This is a genomic window from Auritidibacter sp. NML100628 (assembly GCF_003185985.1).
Taxonomy (GTDB): Bacteria; Actinomycetota; Actinomycetes; order Actinomycetales; family Micrococcaceae; genus Auritidibacter; species Auritidibacter ignavus.
Map to the genome: position 1 here is coordinate 1 of NZ_QHLP01000011.1, position 18,009 is coordinate 18,009.

Annotated in this window: 15 protein-coding genes; 11 read left to right on the forward strand and 4 right to left on the reverse strand. The window is 57.3% G+C overall.

Annotated elements, in window-relative coordinates; translation table 11 throughout:
* The first annotated feature begins 245 nt into the window (after positions 1–245).
* From DCC24_RS08255 to DCC24_RS08265, 3 genes are read left to right on the forward strand one after another with little or no spacing between them, the layout of a single operon-like run.
* Complete coding sequence (locus DCC24_RS08255; RefSeq protein ID WP_110099455.1) at positions 246–1,313, forward strand: DAK2 domain-containing protein; 1,068 nt, start codon at positions 246–248, stop codon at positions 1,311–1,313.
* Positions 1,294–3,525, forward strand: a complete 2,232-nt coding sequence (locus DCC24_RS08260) for an ATP-dependent DNA helicase RecG (protein ID WP_233492036.1) — start codon at positions 1,294–1,296, stop codon at positions 3,523–3,525. Before DCC24_RS08255 ends, DCC24_RS08260 begins: the two co-directional genes overlap by 20 nt.
* Positions 3,526–3,551: 26 nt before the next feature.
* Positions 3,552–4,157, forward strand: coding sequence for an RsmD family RNA methyltransferase (locus DCC24_RS08265; protein ID WP_110099456.1), 606 nt, complete (start codon positions 3,552–3,554; stop codon positions 4,155–4,157).
* A gap of 26 nt (positions 4,158–4,183) precedes the next feature.
* Here the strand turns inward: DCC24_RS08265 and DCC24_RS08270 are convergent, their stop codons facing one another.
* On the reverse strand, positions 4,184–5,470 hold the full coding sequence (locus DCC24_RS08270) for an aminotransferase class I/II-fold pyridoxal phosphate-dependent enzyme (protein ID WP_110099457.1): 1,287 nt from the start codon (positions 5,468–5,470) through the stop codon (positions 4,184–4,186).
* Positions 5,471–5,492: 22 nt separating this feature from the next.
* Here DCC24_RS08270 and coaD point away from each other — a divergent pair, with 22 nt between their 5' ends.
* Positions 5,493–5,972: a pantetheine-phosphate adenylyltransferase gene (gene coaD, locus DCC24_RS08275; RefSeq protein WP_110099458.1), complete on the forward strand. Its 480-nt coding sequence runs from the start codon at positions 5,493–5,495 to the stop codon at positions 5,970–5,972.
* A 32-nt stretch (positions 5,973–6,004) separates the two neighbouring features.
* Here the strand turns inward: coaD and DCC24_RS08280 are convergent, their stop codons facing one another.
* From DCC24_RS08280 to DCC24_RS08290, 3 genes are all read right to left on the reverse strand, one after another.
* Positions 6,005–7,201: a hypothetical protein gene (locus DCC24_RS08280; RefSeq protein WP_158524639.1), complete on the reverse strand. Its 1,197-nt coding sequence runs from the start codon at positions 7,199–7,201 to the stop codon at positions 6,005–6,007.
* Between the two features lie 166 nt (positions 7,202–7,367).
* Positions 7,368–9,233 (reverse strand): acyltransferase family protein, encoded by a 1,866-nt coding sequence (locus DCC24_RS08285; RefSeq protein WP_110099460.1) that lies wholly within the window; start codon positions 9,231–9,233, stop codon positions 7,368–7,370.
* Positions 9,164–9,457 carry a hypothetical protein gene (locus DCC24_RS08290; RefSeq protein WP_110099461.1) on the reverse strand — a complete coding sequence of 98 codons (294 nt, stop codon included), beginning with the start codon at positions 9,455–9,457 and terminating at the stop codon, positions 9,164–9,166. Before DCC24_RS08290 ends, DCC24_RS08285 begins: the two co-directional genes overlap by 70 nt.
* Positions 9,458–9,815: 358 nt before the next feature.
* On the opposite strand from DCC24_RS08290, the gene DCC24_RS08295 reads away from it, so the two are divergent.
* From DCC24_RS08295 to wecC, 7 genes are all read left to right on the forward strand, one after another.
* The gene (locus tag DCC24_RS08295; protein ID WP_110099462.1) at positions 9,816–10,442 is read left to right on the forward strand and encodes a DUF177 domain-containing protein; all 627 of its coding nucleotides are present in this window, start codon (positions 9,816–9,818) and stop codon (positions 10,440–10,442) included.
* Between the two features lie 2 nt (positions 10,443–10,444).
* Entirely contained in the window at positions 10,445–10,648 is a 204-nt protein-coding gene (rpmF, locus tag DCC24_RS08300) for a 50S ribosomal protein L32 (RefSeq protein ID WP_110099463.1), read from the forward strand.
* Positions 10,649–10,654: 6 nt separating this feature from the next.
* Entirely contained in the window at positions 10,655–11,344 is a 690-nt protein-coding gene (gene rnc / locus DCC24_RS08305; protein ID WP_110099464.1) for a ribonuclease III, read from the forward strand.
* Positions 11,337–12,266: a bifunctional DNA-formamidopyrimidine glycosylase/DNA-(apurinic or apyrimidinic site) lyase gene (gene mutM, locus DCC24_RS08310; RefSeq protein ID WP_110099465.1), complete on the forward strand. Its 930-nt coding sequence runs from the start codon at positions 11,337–11,339 to the stop codon at positions 12,264–12,266. The genes rnc and mutM overlap by 8 nt, the downstream gene beginning before the upstream one ends.
* A 182-nt stretch (positions 12,267–12,448) precedes the next feature.
* The gene (locus DCC24_RS08315; RefSeq protein ID WP_110099466.1) at positions 12,449–13,558 is read left to right on the forward strand and encodes an LCP family protein; all 1,110 of its coding nucleotides are present in this window, start codon (positions 12,449–12,451) and stop codon (positions 13,556–13,558) included.
* 63 nt (positions 13,559–13,621) lie between these two features.
* Positions 13,622–16,600 (forward strand): glycosyltransferase, encoded by a 2,979-nt coding sequence (locus DCC24_RS08320; RefSeq protein WP_158524640.1) that lies wholly within the window; start codon positions 13,622–13,624, stop codon positions 16,598–16,600.
* Between the two features lie 120 nt (positions 16,601–16,720).
* Positions 16,721–17,971: a UDP-N-acetyl-D-mannosamine dehydrogenase gene (gene wecC, locus DCC24_RS08325; RefSeq protein ID WP_110099468.1), complete on the forward strand. Its 1,251-nt coding sequence runs from the start codon at positions 16,721–16,723 to the stop codon at positions 17,969–17,971.
* Positions 17,972–18,009 lie beyond the last annotated feature (38 nt).

Genomic DNA, 18,009 nt, shown 5'->3' on the forward strand with positions numbered 1-18,009 from the left:
CTTGGTGACTTCAATCCGAGCACTCATCGAGACAATGTCCTTATCCATGCGTTCACACTATGGCTTCGCGCTCACGATACGTGAGGCACGACCTGAGCTACGCGCTCAATATCAATAAGGTACGTCGTCGCATAGCAATTAGGCCCATGAATCGATAGGGTAAAGACGCATGGAATCGCCGGAGAAAGACCGGGCCGATGACCAGCGCTGAGCAGCGATGTTGTCACCACGAACGGAATCAGGGTATGAGCACAGAGAGTTTCACCACGCAGGTGCAGACGACGTCTCATGCCATCCGTGACGTATTGCGCTGGCTCAAACTCTCTGAATCAGCCCTGGGTAACGCCAGTGATCGGCTGAACGCCATTAATATTTTTCCCGTCGCCGATGGGGATACCGGCTCCAATATGTATGCCACCATCTCCGCCTCCCGGGTAGCGTTGATGGCCCATGTGGAAAGCCTCAGCGACGACCAGCAAGCCACCATGACCGTCGGTGACTGTCTGGGCGTGGCCGGACGGGCCGCCTTGGATCATGCCCACGGCAATTCTGGCACGCTGATTGCGGTGATTATCAATGCGATGGCCCCACCTCTGGACGGTGCCAGCCGACTGAGCGCACCGTTATTCCTTGCCGGCCTCCAACGAGCCCGCACCGCTGCGTGGGCCGCGTTATCGGACCCTCAAGAAGGCACCATGCTCTCGGTCCTCGAGGCCGCCACCCAGGCCGCACAGACCGGTCTGCAGGAACTGAACTATGCCGAAGAGGACCGCCGGCATTCTCGCAAAACCCTGGAAGTCGTGGTCAACAGCGTGGTTGAGGCAGCCTGGCGATCGGCCGTGGAGACCGAGCACCAGCTCCATGAACTCACCAAAGCTCACGTGGTAGATGCCGGAGGAATGGGACTGCTACTGGTCCTGGACGCGTTACGCGCCTCCGTGCGAGGCCAGCGCCTCGACCCCGATATCTTAGACTCGCTCAATGGTTTCCACCCGCAATACCCACACGTGCACCAAGACATGGACGTCGAGGAAGGCTTCGAAGTGATGTGCTCGCTGGAGCTAACCCCCCTGGATGCAGCGACCTTGCGCTTTGGTCTGGATGAGATCGGCGACTCGGTGATCATGTCGCCGATGACCATGTCCGAAGACCAAGCCGGCACCGTGCGCTGGCGGCTACACGTCCACGTCCCAGAATCGGAACAGGCCCTGGACCTCATCCGGAGAGTGGGAGAGCCCGAAAACCTCACCATCACCGCACTGCACGAGATCGACGACGAACACTGTCACACCCATGACGACCACCAGCATTAACCACCCGCTCCACCTGGGACTGGATCGACTGCTGGGCCCCCAGACCGCCGGCCGGATCGCGACCGAACTGAACATTACCACCACCGGGGCCCTGCTGGATTACTTTCCGCGCCGCTGGATCGAACGTGGTGAACTGACCCCCATTTCCTCGTTGCCGGTCGGGGAACACGTCACCGTCGTGGCCAAAGTCCTGTCGGTGACCAAACGCCACATGCGCTCGCGCAAAGGCTTCATTGTCGAGGTGGTGGTCACCGACCAAGCCGATGATTCGATGATGTCGATGGCATTTTTCAATGGCTGGGACGCTCTGAAACGCCTCAGCGCTGGAGCGCACGCTATCTTCCACGGCAAAACCAGCCTATACCGCCACCAGCTGACCCTGAATAACCCGGAATTCTCAATCCTGTCGACCGACTACGAGGATGCGGACACCGCCAACGCGACCCCCACCGCCGCCGATTTAGCCCCGGTGCCGGTCTATCCCGCCACGGCCAAGCTACCGACCTGGACGATTCGCACCTGCATCGAGATGGTGTTGGACGCCATCAATTGGGATGTCATCGAAGATCCCGTTCCCGCCGAGTTGCTGGTGACCCAAGGCAACCTGCCCCACCTGGGGGAGGCCTACACCATGATTCATCGGCCCGAGACCATCGACGAGGCTCACCGCGCCCGTCGCCGGTTTGCGCTCCAAGAAGCGGTCATCCTCCAAACCCTGCTGGCCCAACGTCGGACCGCGCTGGGCACCGACCGGACGGCAACCGCCTACCCGGTGCGTGAGCACGGAATCCGGACCGCATTGGATGAGCACCTGCCGTTTAGCCTCACTGCCGGACAGCGCGAAGCCGGCGACCAGCTAGCCGCCGAGCTGAACTCCACCACCGCCATGTCGCGTCTGCTCCAAGGCGAAGTCGGCTCGGGTAAAACCCTGGTGGCTCTGCGGGCTATGGCCCAGGTGGTGGACTCCGGAGCCCAAGCTGTGCTGGTGGCCCCAACCGAGGTGTTGGCCACCCAGCACTATCAATCCATCACGACGACGCTGGGCCCGCTGGCCACCGCCGGGCAATTGAGCTCCTACACCGGCCCAGCTACCGAAGTTGTCCTGTTGACCGGGTCGATGACGACGGCGCAGAGAAAACAGGCGTTGCTCAAGATCGCCTCCGGCCAAGCCGGCATCGTGATTGGCACCCACGCACTGTTTTCTGACCAGGTCTCCTTTGCTGAGCTGGGACTGATTGTCATCGATGAGCAACACCGCTTCGGAGTAGACCAGCGCGAGACACTGCGTGAAGACCACCCCGGGGCCCACATGCTGGTCATGACCGCCACGCCCATCCCACGCTCGGTGGCGATGACCGTCTTCGGCGATCTGAACATCACGTTGCTCCACGGATTACCCTCGGGCCGGCAACCGGTTGAAACTCATGTGGCACGGATGGCCCACGGCCCTCAGATTATTGGCAGAGTCTGGGAAATTATCGCCGAAGAGGTCGCTGCCGGACATCAAGCCTTTATCGTCTGCCCCAAAATCGATCCGCCGGACCCCGCCGAGCAACCAGCCAGTACGGAACTGGCCGACCCCGCATATGCGGCCAGTGTGACCGAGATGGCGCACAAGCTTCCGCAGGTCTCGGTCTTTGACCGCCAGCAGGTGCGCTTCGGTATGGTGCACGGCCGACAGGACGCCGACACCCAGCGAGCGGTGATGCAACAGCTGGTCGCCGGGGAGATTGACGTGCTGGTCTCGACTACCGTGATTGAAGTCGGGGTTGACATTCCCAACGCCACGGTCATGGCCATCCTTGATGCCGAGTCCTTCGGACTCTCCACCCTGCACCAACTCCGCGGACGGGTGGGACGCGGTCGCGCTGCCGCCCGGTGTTTTTTGGCAACCCGATTGCCGGATCACCATCCCTCCCTGGACCGGCTCGCGGTGCTGGCCGCAACCCAAGACGGTTTCGAGATCGCTCGGGCCGATGTCGAACAACGTGGCGAAGGCGATGTGCTCGGAGCCACCCAACACGGCTACTCCTCTCGCCTGCGCGTGTTGCGGGTGATCCGTGACGAGGACTTGATCGTGGCCGCTAACAACTGGATTGCCCCCACCCTGGAGCGTGACCCCACTCTGCAACACCACCCGGCCTTGGCACACGCGGTAGACGTCTGGGATGATGAGCACGCCGAGGGATCGGCGTACCTGGTCAAGAACTAGCCACCGTCACCGGGGAGGAGCCACCTGTGAACCGAATTATTGCCGGGGCCGCCGGCGGGTTGCGTCTGAAAACCCTGGCCGGTGACCACACCCGCCCCAGCGCCGCCCGGACCAAAGAAGCGATGTTCTCCTGGTTGGAGACCAAAGGTTGGTTGGACAACACCCGGGTCTTGGACCTATTTGCTGGCTCAGGCGCCTTGGGTGCGGAAGCTGCCTCCCGGGGAGCCCAACAGGTCATCTCGGTTGACAACCACCGCCAGGCTGTCGCCGTGGCACGAGACAATGCCCAAGCCGTTAACCGGGCCTTGGGTGGGTCCCGGAAGGTCATCACGGTGCGTCAGGCCACCGTGGAAAAAGTCTTGCCCTCGCTAGCCACCCGGCTGGCGGGGGAGAAGAATGCGCACGGGGATTTTGACCTGGCGCTAGCCGACCCGCCGTACCCGATGGAAGGCGAGAAGCTCGATCAGGTGCTGGCTCTGATTTTTCCGGCCCTGGTGGTCGACGGACTGCTGGTCTTGGAACGGTCGGCGCGCTCGCAGACCCCGCGCTTTCCGGCCGGCACCGAGATCATCGACACCAGAACCTACGGAGAATCGGCGGTGTTTTACGTGCGAAAAGTACCCCGGGACTAGCGATCGACCATCAGACTATCGCCACGTCACCGGCCATCAGGCAGGCGTTCGAGCCGCTGTAGCGCCTGGTCCATCACCGTTGGAGACTTGCAGAAGGCCAGCCGCATCCAGGATCCGAACCGCTTGAGCGCGTTGTCGGTGGAACAGAATGACGACACCGGGATGCCAGCAATACCCGGGTCCTTGACCAGCTCGCGGGCCGCGGTGGCTGCATCGGTGACGCCCAGCGGAGCCAGATCGACCACCACAAAATAGCCGGCATCCGGTACGACCGGATCGAGTCCAGCTGAGCGGAGCGCGGTCACCAATCGGTCGCGTTGGGCACCAAATTCGGCGCGTTGGGATGCGAGGAAGGGATCCAGTCGGTCCGGAGCATCCAGGGCCTCCGCAACGGCCATTTGGTATGCCGGACCGGAGGAGTAGGTCAAAAACTGTTTGACTGCACGAATAGCGGAGACCACCGGTGCATCGGCCAACAGCCACCCGACCTTCCAGCCGGTCAGCGAGAGCATTTTTCCTGCAGACGACACGGTGATGATTTTGGAGTATCCCTGGGCACCGTGGGCGTAGATAGCAGCCGAGCGGTGTTCACCGGTGTACATCAGCGTTTCGTAGACCTCATCGGAGAGCAACCACACATTGTGCCGGGCACAGATCGCCACGATCTGCGCCAGCGTGTCGGCATCGACTGAGCGACCTGACGGGTTATGCGGCGTATTGAGGATGACCATCCGTGTCGCATCGGTGATGGCCTGTTTTAATGCCTCTGGGCTGGGCTGAAAATCGGGGGCGTGCAGGGGAACCGGAACATCGCGGGCTCCCGCCAGACCGATGATGGCGCCGTAGGAGTCATAGGAGGGCTCAAAGGTGATGACTTCGTCTCCGGGGTTCACGAAGGCCAGAATGCTAGCGGCCAGAGCTTCCGTCGCTCCGGTGGTCACCAGAATATTTGAGGCAGGATCCCACTCCACCTCGGTGCTGCGACGGTAATAGTTAGCTAGCGCTTGCCGTAATGACTCGAACCCGGTACCGGCAGCGTACTGGTTAGCCCCGGGGTAGGTGGCGCTACCTGCGGCGATGATCTCCCCGGCACGGGCGCGGATAAATTCTGGTCCGTCTTGATCAGGGAACCCTTGCCCCAGATTGACCGCCTCATACTCACGTGCGGCCGTGGTCATCTCCTCAAAGATCGTGGGAGCCGGTACACCGTCGGTGAGTAAGCCGGCACCGGTAGCTACGGCTTGCCAGGGGCCGGGAGGAAATTCGGTGACGCTGGATTGCGGGATGACTGCTGGGTCTTGTGCGTTGTCCATAGATCCATAGTAAGTTCGAGATATGCAACGTGCAGTATGCCCCGGCTCCTTTGACCCAGTCCATAAAGGCCATATCGAGATCATTGCGCGCGCAACCTTCATCTTCGACGAGGTTGTCATTGCGGTATCCACCAACCCGCAGAAGAAGTACCTGTTCAGTCTCGAGCAACGTCTGGACATGATTGAGCAAACCGTCTCATCACTCAGCGGTGTCTCGGTGGTGCCGATGGAGACCGGACTGATCGCCGAGTTCTGCCGCCAGCAAGGGGCGAATGCGTTGGTCAAGGGCATTCGTAACCCTACGGATGTGGAGTACGAAACTCCGATGGCGACCTTCAACCGTCACCTTTCCGGGGTGGAAACTGTGTTCCTGCCTGCCGATGCCCGGTACCAGCATGTCTCGTCCACGCTGGTGAAGGAAATCGCCAGTTTGGGTGGAGACATCTCCGAATTTGTTCCCCAGGCTGTCGCCCAGGGGCTCTCCGAACAATTCGGTCGCTAAGACGCGACCGAAGCAGTTGATAAGTCCACTGCCTAGCGACCGCGCTTCGAATGCGAGTCACGTCCGCGACGCAGACGCGAGACCCCGCCCCTGATCTTTTTCTTCAACGAGGCATAGCGCTTCTTGCGTGCCAATTTTGACTCGAACTGACGCCGTTCCTTGGGATCCAAGGTGTCCAGAAATTGGGAATGAAAGTAGGCCACGACATCTAGTTCGACATCGCGAGTCTTCCCGTAAGTCGCAAACTTGTGCATGCTGGGCCCCGGGGCGGTGTTGACCTCGAGTACCCGGGCAGTGGTGGGGTCGTTGATGTCTGTCACGAGGAGATCAATGCCGGCGACCTCTAACTCCGGAATGCTGTGTGCTGCTTTGACAGCGATCTCCTTGATCCCTGGATGGATGATGTCGGTAATGTCAACAATGCTCGACCCGTACCGTAGCACGATATACGGATTGATGATGACAATCTCGTCTCGGGCCGGGACGGAAGTCTTGCGATAGCCACGAGCCTCGAGGAATTTCCACCGTGCCGTGGCAGGGTTTCTCTTCCAATAGGCGTGGTTCTTCAAGCGCTGTCGAGACGCCTTTATGAGCTCGACGAGGTTGGACTTCCCGTCGCCGACCACGAACGGCTGAAGCCGTGCTGCGGCGGCCACCACAGTATCTCCGGTCACGTAGGCGCGCACATCCATACCTGCAACGAATTCTTCGACGAGGATCTTTGAGCCTTCACGTGCGTGGGTTAGAGCCTCATTCCAGGCTTTTTCGAGTTGCTCCAGTGTCTCAACTCCAAGGGTCACACCATGTGAGCCGGCGGCATCCGAGGGTTTGACCACAAAGGGACCAGATGCGCTCTGGATTAACTCACAGGCCCGAGGCATTTCGTCATGATCGAAGGCTTGACCGCGAGGGACCTGAACGCCGTTATTCTCCAGATACTGTCGGGTGAGATCTTTACTGCGACAGATGGCGTTAACACTCTCGGGGTGCCGGTACACCAGCGATTTGCGCATCAGAAGCCTGAGGCGGTCGTTGGGTGACATAATGCGGCGTTTGGGAAACTTTGAGGTTTCCCCGGGAATGTCTTCGAAGCGCCAGCCCAATGAGATGAATTCATTTTCAATCTGGTCCGGTGCCGGATTGATTTTCTCCAGCGTGTTCACAGAAAGTCCCGGTTCGAGAATCTGAGCTCGGATAAAGTTTTTGACACTCTGGTAGCTCTCGCTCAACTCATCCCTCCATTGAGATGCTGATTGATATCGGACATGGCCGTGCTGGGGTTTTGTAGATCCGCAGGCCCTCGTATAGATCGCCGATACGGCTCCGGAACTGGTACTGCAAGGTGGTTTAAAGCCACCCAGTATTCTAACCTCATCAGCGTCGCTGCTCAGCGTTTTATCGGAGCAAGTGAGGGAAGGTGTCTTGCATTCGTTCTTCGATGACGGGTGCGAGTGATTGGGAGAAAGGGCGAGTGAGGTGGCTGCCATCGAAAGTCACAAGAATATTCCCGACAACAGCGTCGCACCGTGATGCCGATTCATCGTGAATGGCGGGGCACACCGCATCTGTGAGGTCGATGTGCTGAACGCCGTCAGGTAGTTCGATGCTGTTCAGGGGGTTCGGTTGGCGCAGTGCTAGGGCTGAGGGCCCACACTCATGAGAGCTTCCGCCTTCGGCCAAACAAGATGGAATATCGTGTTCAGAACGTGGTGTCCCCCGAATCAAAAGAAGCTCCGTATCCGTTGCGCTCATTCGCTCCCACCACTCCTCAGCTCGGTCAGGGATGTTTTCCCGATCTTCCTCGGCCTCGTGGCGGGTTCCGGGGGCGACGACAAGGTCAACGTCGTTGTTGGTGAGCCAGCCGATGAAGTTGTTGTTCCATGCGGTGCACATATCTCCCGGTTGATTCGCAGACCCGCTGAATACGCAGGCTGGTTTTAGGACGATGAGAACTTCCCAGTCATATTTGCGGGCCAAGGCTTTAAAGGCGTCTTCCAGGTGCCCGGCGTGTGATCCTCCGGCCAGCACCACGGTCGCAGTCGGCGACTCAGGTGCTTCCTCGTCGTCGCAGACAAGGACCTCGTCTGTTCCTGGGTTATCTCCCATTTTTTGCGTGCAATTTCTGAAGTGGTACGCGGCTCGGTAGTCCGCGGCCTCTTCGGGCTGTGGAAACACGTCTGCTTCGGGAGGTTCCTCATCTTGAAACACGACCGCGGCACCGGGGTAGACAGCTGGGTCGAGGTCACCGAAGGCTTGGTCTAGGTCGGCGCGGGATGGTGCAAGTTGGGTGGTCAATACGGCCAGCGTGACGAGACTGGCAGCACCGGTAAGCACTGTGGGCTTATTACGCAACAGGCCGTGGGACTGTGGTTTTCCGCCGTGATGCTGTAGGGGCCGTTCCACGAACCGGTGCGTGAGCATTGCCAGGAATAAGGACGCGAGGAGAATGAGGGTGGCACCTCGTATCCCAACAGCTTCGCGATCTCGTATCTGCAGGTAGTAGAACAGTAGTGGCCAGTGCCAGAGGTAGAGGGCATAGGCGTGGTCGGCGACCCAGCCAAAGGGACGGGACGACAATAGTCGAGTTGCCGTGTACGAAGGGTCGTGGTTGCCTCCGTCAGGTCCGGCGGAGATCAGAACGAGAACGAGCCCGAGTAGTGGCCAAAGAGCCCACGGACCAGGAAACAGTTGCGCACCGTCAAGGACGAACCCACAGGAGACGATCAGGGCGACACCCACCCAACTCCCAACGGGCCGAAGCATGCGGGGCAAACGCAACGTGCTGATGAACAAGGCCAGGAGAGCCCCGAAGGCTAGTTGCCAGGCTCTGGTCTCAGTCATCAGGTAGGCCTCGGCTTGGTTGTAACTCCCAACGTAGATGGCGTAGGTAAACGATGCGAGGAAGATAAGCGTCGAGATAATGGCGAGAACGAGTGGGGCCGAGCTCCTGATTGCTCGCGCTACCAAGACTGCGATGACCGTGATGAGAGGCCAGATGAGATAGAACTGACCTTGGACGGCTAACGACCAGAAATGCTGAAACGGGGAGGTCTCGGGCCCGGCGGCTCCGTACGCCAGCTGGGAGTTGATCAGCTCGAAATTTTCGAAATAAAGTAGCGAGGCTCGAGCTTCAGCCCACAATTGGCGATGACCGGTTGCCGGCATCACCAACAATCCCACACCAAGGGTGATCAAGGCGACCAATGCGGCAGGGACGAAAATGCGTCGGAATAAGCGTCCGAAGTAGTTCCAGAGATTGATGCGCCCACCTTGGCGGTGGCTTCTCGCAAAAGCATTCCGGTGGAGAGGAACCCCGAAACAGCAAGGAAGATATCAATGCCCCCGGAAATCCTGCCGGCCCCAAAGAGATGAAAGAGGACCACACCAGCGAGAGCGAGACCTCTGATGCCGTGTAGTTCCGGGAGGTACCGGCGTTCTGGCATCCCCCGAGATAAGATTGCGTTGCGCTGGGTCGTGGAGTTCATTTTGCGGTCCGTTTCATTCGGTATTTCTTCAAGGTGTGTGTTTCACTCGGTGAGCATGAGCGATTGTACCTTCAATGTGACGGGAAGCCATACGGAAAATAGAGAAGAAAGGCATAATAGCGGCAAAAGCCATAGGACACCGTCTATTGCGTGAACCCAAGCCGTACCAGATGCTTTCCTCCGCTCTAAAGCTTATGGCCTAATTTTGGTATCGAGATTTCACGGTGTATTCTGTAGGTTTGGCTCGGTGGTTGTTCTTCAGGGGAAGAATCGCTCTGAGATGGCTACCAATAAGAGATGTCCTCAGTAACGAGGGTCCTGATTTACCCATGAGACGGTGATAGGAGGTCCGATAAGCATGGCGAACCCAGAAAAGAATTCTGTGGCTGGTGCTTTCGTGCCCTCTGACTCTGCGTGGGTTTTGAACGTTAAGAACCTCAACGGTGTTGCTGGATCTTCTGAACCGGTTCAACGACAGGTCGTGGCACCCGAGGGAATGGAAACGCCTATAGCCCGAGTAGAGCCGGGCTCTGTGATCGAGTTGGATCTCAGGATGGATTCCTTGCACGAAGGAATTTTGGTTTCCGGGGACGTCAACGCGGAACTTCGTGGTGAGTGCTCACGTTGCCTGGACCCTTTGTCGCAGGACCTGAACGTGAGCATTAGCGAGCTGTACCAGTACGTGCCAGATCCGGAACTTGATCCGGAAGAGCAACGTCTGATCGTCAATGATGCGATTGATATTGAGCTACCAGTCATTGACGCAGTGTTGTCTGCTTTTCCTTTCAAACCGGTATGCAAACCTGACTGTCAGGGCCTGTGCGATCAATGTGGCGTACGTCTTGACGAAGTCGATGAGGATCACCACCATGAGCAGCTTGACCCACGGTGGGCTGCACTCGCGGCGTTATCATCAGCGGAACAAACTGATGCTGACGCTACAATAGATAACCAGACCCAGACCCAAGAACCAGAAGAGAGATAACCATGGCTGTTCCTAAGGGAAAAAAGTCTCGCGCCAACACCCGCATGCGTCGTTCGCAGTGGAAGGCCCAGGCGCCTGAGCTTGTTAAGACCGTTGAAAACGGCAAAGTAACCTACCGTATGCCACACCAGGCTAACGTTGTGACCGACTCTGCTGGTACCCCGCTCTTCTACGAGTACAAGGGCCGCAAAGTCGCCGATATTTAGTCTTTGATGACTGAAGATCTTACGAAGCATCTCGGAGTCCACCTAGGCTCCGAGATGCTTCGTCTTGCATTAACCCACCGTTCTTATGCCTTTGAGAAGGGTGGGTTGCCGACGAACGAACGTCTAGAATTTCTCGGCGACGCAGTCCTGCAGATTATTGTGACCGATCATCTTTACCGTGCATTCCCTGATGAGGATGAGTCACAACTTGCCAAAAAGAGATCATCGATTGTCTCCACGGTGGCCTTAGCACGAGTTGGGCGAAGCATTGGGGTTGGGCAACACATTTTGCTCGGTGAAGGTGAAACTCGCACCGGGGGCGCAGATAAGGACTCCATCCTTGCGGACACCATGGAAGCCTTGATTGGAGCAACTTACCTGGAAGAAGGACACCAGGCTGCCCGAGGTTTGGTTCACCGTTATGTCATTCCTCTTCTTGATGACGACTACGTGATGGGCATCGGTCGCGACTGGAAGACTCTGGTCCAGATGGAGGCCGACTCGGCAAGTTTGGCGCCCGTCGAGTATCGACTCAGCTCGCGAGGTCCCGACCACGCACGAGAGTTCACCGCAGAACTCTATGTTGCCGAGAAAAAATACGGTGTAGGCCAAGCCGGTAGCAAAAAGGAGGCCGAACGGCTGGCTGCGTGGGACGGATACGACGCCCTGCAGAAAGACATTGCCCAGAATGCCTGAACTTCCGGAAGTTGAAGTGGTGCGGCGGGGGCTATCGCGCTGGATCACGAACCAACAGGTCCTTGACGTTGAGGTGCTTGATCCAAGGTCAGTTCGACGGCACCGGCAAGGTCCGATTGACTTCGTGACCTCGTTGCGTCAGGCGGAGCTCGAGCAACCTCAACGGCGAGGCAAGTATCTGTGGATTCCGTTACACCATTCCCCAACCGAGCAGAAATCTCCGACAGCGCTAGTCGTCCATCTGGGGATGAGCGGGCAGATCTTGTTGAGTCATCACAGCGCACCGGCTCCTCACCATCTGCGCATCAGATTGCGCTTGGACAGTGCATCCGGTCACGGACAGGCACCGACTGAGTTACGGTTCGTGGATCAACGGATCTTCGGAGGTCTCTATCTTGATCGACTTGCTCCCACCGCGGATGAGCCCGATGAGCTGATCCCGACGACGGTGACTCATATCGGACGAGACCCTTTGGATAACCATTTTGACGTAGACCACATCTATCAGGTGCTGAGCAAGAAGCAGACCGCAATTAAACGGGCGCTTCTGGATCAGAACCTGGTTTCCGGTATCGGAAATATCTATGCGGATGAAGCGCTGTGGCGGGCAAAAATACACTATAACCGGCCATGTAACCGGTTGAGCCGCAAACAAGTGCGAACGCTTTATCAGTGTGTACAGAAGGTTATGGAACAGGCCCTGAAAGAAGGCGGAACGAGTTTCGACGCTCTTTATGTCAACGTCAACGGCGAATCTGGGTATTTTGATCGCTCGTTAAACGCCTACCATCAGGAGGGCACGTATTGTCGTCGTTGCCTAGCCGAAGGGTACGACACTCTTATTCGCCGTGATAAGTTCATGAATCGGTCCTCGTATTACTGTCCGAGGTGTCAACGAAAGCCACGCACAACGCAACGGTAACTTGGAAATGGGTAGATTCGGATTTCTGATATACGATACTCGGAGTAGATTGTTACCCACTATGACGTTATCAGCGTACGGTATCGCGAAGACTCCACGTAGACTTCACGGGCTCGTTGCTGGCTTGTTGTTAACGCTTACCTGTTGCACTACCACAGCAGAGATGAAAGGAAGGACGCCGTATGGCTGAGTCCTCTCGGATCTATGCGCCCCGGCGCGTTAGTCGAGTCGCCACCCGCCCTCATGGCATTATCTTCTCCGTCATCGTCGCTGTGGTTTTGATTGTGGTTTCCGTCGTCGCCAGTACTTCGGTGTACGCGCGTACACTTATTTCGAACGTCAATGAGCGAACTCAGACCATCGATAGTGGTATTGATACCACTCGACCGGTAATGGATGATGGCGAACTGAATTTGCTCTTGCTGGGTAGTGACCAACGACCGGAAGATAAAGAAGCCGGCGAAGATGGCGCGCGCACAGACACGATCATGTTTGTGCACATACCGGATGGTCACGAAGAAGTGTATGTGATGTCCATCATGCGCGACTTATGGGTCGAGATCCCAGGGTATGGCATGGGCAAGATCAACGGTGCATATGAAGAAGGGGGGTTCCCTCTGGTCGTTGACACTGTGGAAGGACTCGTCGGCTCGGACATCGATCACATTGCCATTATCGACTTTGAAGGATTCCGTGATGTCACCGAAGCGCTTGGCGGTGTGGAAGTCGACAACGAACAGGCATTTTCATCGGGTATCCGAAACCCCTCGTTCTTCCCCGAGGGCAAAATCAAAGTTTCCGGCACCGATGCGTTGCGGTTTGTACGGGAACGCCACGCGTTCAACGATGGTGATTACCAGCGTGTAAAAAACCAACAGCTGTTCCTCGAAGGTCTGGTGGATCAACTCTTGGCACGCGATGTTTTGACAAATCCAGGAACACTCAGCGATGTCATTACGACCCTGAGCCCGTATCTGTCGGTAGACGACGGCCTTGATGCCGAAACTATGCTGAACTACGGGCTGTCGATGTCTAACATTCGCTCCTCCGATATTAAGATGTTCACAATTCCGAATGCTGGCGCCGATATCACCTCAGGCGGGGCAGCGATTGTGCGACAAGACGAGGCCGCCACTGATCGCATGCGAGAGGCGTTACGCTCTGGCACCATGGATGAGTTCTTAGAAGAATACGACGCAGAACAAAATCCCGACGGTAGCAACCAACCAGAATCGACTTCCCCAGCGAACCCGCCAGAACCGTCTGCTGTGGAATCCGGGGTACAGGGATAGTGTGACTCGACGCCTGGTTCCCGCGCACGCCGCAACTATTCGATGCTCTATGGAATGTGTTTGATGACTGCTAGCAATCCCGAGCCGGTGAAAATTCTCCTCGTCACGCATTCGTATTGGCCTGAGCAAACTCCACCACAGCGACGGTGGCAGAACTTCATCAAGTTCTTACGAGGTTTTGGGTGCGAGGTAGCTGTTCTGACTCAGGGAGTTGCTGATCACCCGAGTGAAGAACTGGGACCAGCAGGAGAACGCATTATTCGAACTGGGGTGACCCACCGCACGAAGCACTCTCGGTGGGCTCGTCTGCTGGAGAGCACGATACACGCCGCGGAGTTTATTCCTTTGGCCCGAAGATTTTCCGACGTCGACATCGTGATTGCCACCGTACCTGCCTTGCCGAATTTAGTATCTGGTCGCGTTATCTCCAAACTGCTGAAAAAACCGTTCGTCGTCGAGATGCGCGATGCATGGCCCGATCTTCTCACCGAAGCGAATGTTGGCGGAAAAGTGGTTTCCGAATCTGCGTCACAGGTCGTGACCTGGCTTCAGCGATCGGCAGACCTGCTCATCACCGTTACTCAAGGATTTGCTCAGACATTGCGAGAGCGCGGAATGACAAACGTTGCCACTATTCGAAATGGCGTGAGTGTTTCAGCTGAGGCTCTGCTACCGTCGAGGTCACGCGAACCAGGGGAGCTACACGTCCTGTATTTGGGAAATCATGGAGAATCGCAGAATCTTGCCCTAGTGTTGCAGGCAGTCGCGTTAGCACAACGCCAGAATTCCCGGATCCAGTTGCGATTTGTTGGTCAGGGCACTCAAAAACACCTTCTGATTAAAACCAACCGGTCGTTAGGGTCACCGGCGGAGCTTTACGACGCCGTGCCGTCGCACCGCGCTACCGAACATTATCAATGGGCCGATACATGTGTTGTGAGTCTTCGACCAGATTGGCAGAGCTTCAGACACACTGTTCCTTCCAAACTCTACGAATTACTGGCAACGGGAAAACATATCACCGGTTTGGTACAAGGAGAGGCAGCGCAGACACTGCGCGTTGCCGGACATCAGCCACTCGGCGAGCTTACTGCCGACCAATTGGCCTCCTATTGGCTGGAGCTTGCGAAGAACCCAGATTCTACTGCTCAGAATATTGCATCCCACCGGTGGGCTGCCGACAACATTTCTCTCGATGTCGAGGCCTCCCGGCTCTCTGCGCTGCTAGGTCACCTGCTCCAGGCACGAAAGGGCTCTTTAGCAACGAACACGGCCAATGCGTCACCATCATGGAACAGAACCCCTCAGCTTCTTCGCAATTTCCAGCTTGCGGCCCAAACCGCAAGAGACCATATCGGACAAGACCCTGCGTTATTTGCCTTGCAAGTAGCGCGACGGTTGCCGACGTCGATTTCTGAGCCTGTCGCCAGCGTTGCGTCCAAGATCCACGGCGGACCACTTGATGTTGTCGGGGCTCTGGGGGCAGCCATACGTGGGAACTCCGAAAGCTTACGAGAAGAATTGTGTAGAGCCGTGGAAGCACGTGCAGGCTCCCGTGAAGTTCTCGAGCTGGTCAACCTGCTCACCAGCAGTGGAGACACCGAGGCGGCCGAATGGGGGTTGGCCAGAGTGCGCCCCGGAGGCAAGGGCTACCGCCTCGCACGGTCACGGATCCAGTGGAATAAAGGCAACATGACCGCTGCTGTCGAAGGGCTGAAAACCTCGGGGAAAGAAGGCTGGAAGCGCAAAGGGTACCGGTCACAGTTGAGAACCTTCCAAGGAGAGCGTCCCCAACTAGCAAGGGTGCCGGACTATCACCCCGAACAAGGTGCCATTCTCCACGTGCTGACTAATTCGTTGCCATATACCGGTTCGGGATATGCACAACGATCACACTCCATCTTGCGAGCCTTGCAATCTCGGGGATGGAACGTGAGCGCCGCAACTCGCATGGGATGGCCTGTGGTGACCGGAGGGCTGACAGCCCCGGCCGTCAATCATCTTGATGGCATCGACTACCACCGGCTGATTCCAAGGCGCCTGCACACTGATGCTGAAAAACGTGAGCAACAGTATGCTGAGATGTTGCTCACTCATGCCCTCAAGGTTAAGCCGGCTTTGTTGCACACCACCTCACATTGGAATAACGCTAACGCCGTGCGTGCCGTTGCAGAAGCTTTGGATATTCCATGGGTGTATGAAGTCCGAGGGTTACTTGCCGATACGTGGGCGTCAACACGTGGTGCGGAAGCCTACCGGTCTGAGTATTACCGGTTGTTTACACAGCGGGAACAGGAATCTGTGCTGGCCGCTGACGGCGTGGTGACACTCGGGAAGCAAATGCGAGCCAAACTCGAAGAATTCGATCGCGATAGTGCAGACATCGTCCTGACACCAAATGCAATCGGGGGCGAGTTCCTCAAGGAACCCCGGTCCACTCAGGAAGCGCGCGAGGCCTTGGGGCTGCCGCGTGACCTGGAACTTGTGGGGACGGTCAGTTCATTGGTTCCGTACGAAGGACTCGATACTGTCGTGCGTGCCGTTGCTCACCTGGCCCCGAGCAGGCCTCGGCTACGGATGCTCCTTGTCGGAGATGGTACCGCCCGCCCCAGCTTGCTCCGTCTGGCCGAAGAGCTGGGACTAAGTGATCGACTGATTGCACCCGGCCGGGTGCAACGAGAAGAGTCGATACTGTATCACCAGGCCTTAGACGTGTTCGTCGTGCCCCGTATTGATTCGTCCGTCACCAGGACCGTCACTCCGATGAAATCGGTTGAGGCTTCCGCCAGTGGCAAGCCCGTTGTCGCCTCGGATCTTCCGGCTCTGTCGGAACTGGTCCATCACGGGGTGACCGGTATGTTGGTCCCGCCAGAGCATGACATTGAGTGGGCGCGCGTCCTGACGGATCTCTTGGATAACCCCACGCTACGACAAACTATCGGTCATGCCGGACGGTCGTGGGCGTTGCAGGAAAGAACCTGGAAGTCCAACGAAAGTCGCTACACTGAGCTGTATCAGAAGCTCACGGGGTACGTACCGTAGGTGTTGCGTTGTCACCTCATTGAAAATCCTGGGGTATACTTCCCCGGGGTGTACAGTGCCCCCGCACGGACCGCGGTGCTGTACTGAACCAAGTGCCGAAAGAAATCGAGGGATAATTCTATGTCGAATATTTCGACCGTGGCCGTCGTGGGGCTTGGCTACATTGGCCTTCCAACGGCTGCAATTCTGGCCGAGAACGGTGTGAAAGTCTTTGGCGTTGACGTCAATGAAAGAACGATTCAGGCGATTAACTCGGGAACTGTACCGTTCGTTGAGCCAGACCTCGAGGACTACGTCAAGCGAGCCGTTGATCAGGGCCTGCTGTCAGCTTCGGCAGAGACTCCGCAAGCTGATGCCTACATCGTGGCCGTACCCACCCCGTTCCACGATGACAAAACCCCGGACCTTTCCTATATTGAAGTAGCAGGTCGCAATATAGCTCCTCAGCTACAGGGCGATGAGCTGGTGATTCTGGAATCAACCTCACCTCCCGGGGCCACCGAACACTTGGCGGATGTGATTCATCAAGCCCGTCCAGATCTTCAAGACAAGGGCACACTGGAATTCGCTCACTGCCCAGAACGAGTGCTGCCCGGTAAGGTCATGGTCGAGCTGGTGACCAATGACCGGATCGTTGGTGGCTCGACACCGCACGCTGCTGAGCGCGCACGCGACCTTTACCGTAGCTTCTGCAAGGCAGAACTACTTTTGACCGATTTGCGCACGGCCGAGATGTCCAAACTGGTCGAAAACTCCTTCCGTGACGTCAACATTGCCTTCGCGAATGAGCTGTCTGTGATTTGTGACGAGCTGGGGATCAACGTCTGGGAAGTCATTGAACTGGCCAACCACCACCCGCGGGTTAACATCCTTCAGCCCGGCCCTGGCGTTGGTGGGCACTGCATTGCTGTGGACCCCTGGTTCATTGTCGCCGCTGCACCGGATTCGGCGAAGTTGATCCGCAACGCTCGCGAAATTAATGACGCGAAGCCAGATTGGGTCATCAAGCAGGTCAAGGCAGAAGCCTATGACGTTGAGAAAGAAACTGGCCGAGCTCCTGTCATTGCGGCGCTGGGTCTTGCCTTTAAGCCCAATATCGATGACCTGCGAGAGTCGCCGGCCATGCGAATCACTGAGCAAATGGCACGCGAGCTTTCCAGCTCCAAGATCCTCGCGGTAGAACCCCACGTGAACGAGCTTCCCGCGAAATTGCAGGGTTTGCCCAACGTCGACTTCGCAAGCGTGGATGCCGCTGTTGAAGCAGCCGATATTGTCCTGTTGCTTGTTGACCACGCTGTCTTCGCCGATCTGCGTGACCGCGTGTCGGGCAAGCATGTGATTGATACTCGTGGGCAGTGGCGCGATAAATAACTGCATGTCGTCCTTGGACGCGGGAGGGCAACCAGAGA

What these genes read in the sequence shown, in the direction of transcription:
- DCC24_RS08260 (WP_233492036.1), top strand. Translation starts at nt 1,294, where the DNA reads ATGACGACCACCAGCATTAACCACCCGCTCCACCTGGGACTGGATCGA.
- DCC24_RS08255 (WP_110099455.1), top strand. Translation starts at nt 246, where the DNA reads ATGAGCACAGAGAGTTTCACCACGCAGGTGCAGACGACGTCTCATGCC.
- rnc (WP_110099464.1), top strand. Translation starts at nt 10,655, where the DNA reads ATGACTGAAGATCTTACGAAGCATCTCGGAGTCCACCTAGGCTCCGAG.
- DCC24_RS08320 (WP_158524640.1), top strand. Translation starts at nt 13,622, where the DNA reads ATGACTGCTAGCAATCCCGAGCCGGTGAAAATTCTCCTCGTCACGCAT.
- mutM (WP_110099465.1), top strand. Translation starts at nt 11,337, where the DNA reads ATGCCTGAACTTCCGGAAGTTGAAGTGGTGCGGCGGGGGCTATCGCGC.
- DCC24_RS08315 (WP_110099466.1), top strand. Translation starts at nt 12,449, where the DNA reads ATGGCTGAGTCCTCTCGGATCTATGCGCCCCGGCGCGTTAGTCGAGTC.
- wecC (WP_110099468.1), top strand. Translation starts at nt 16,721, where the DNA reads ATGTCGAATATTTCGACCGTGGCCGTCGTGGGGCTTGGCTACATTGGC.
- DCC24_RS08295 (WP_110099462.1), top strand. Translation starts at nt 9,816, where the DNA reads ATGGCGAACCCAGAAAAGAATTCTGTGGCTGGTGCTTTCGTGCCCTCT.
- coaD (WP_110099458.1), top strand. Translation starts at nt 5,493, where the DNA reads ATGCAACGTGCAGTATGCCCCGGCTCCTTTGACCCAGTCCATAAAGGC.
- rpmF (WP_110099463.1), top strand. Translation starts at nt 10,445, where the DNA reads ATGGCTGTTCCTAAGGGAAAAAAGTCTCGCGCCAACACCCGCATGCGT.
- DCC24_RS08290 (WP_110099461.1), bottom strand. Translation starts at nt 9,457, where the DNA reads ATGAACTCCACGACCCAGCGCAACGCAATCTTATCTCGGGGGATGCCA.
- DCC24_RS08270 (WP_110099457.1), bottom strand. Translation starts at nt 5,470, where the DNA reads ATGGACAACGCACAAGACCCAGCAGTCATCCCGCAATCCAGCGTCACC.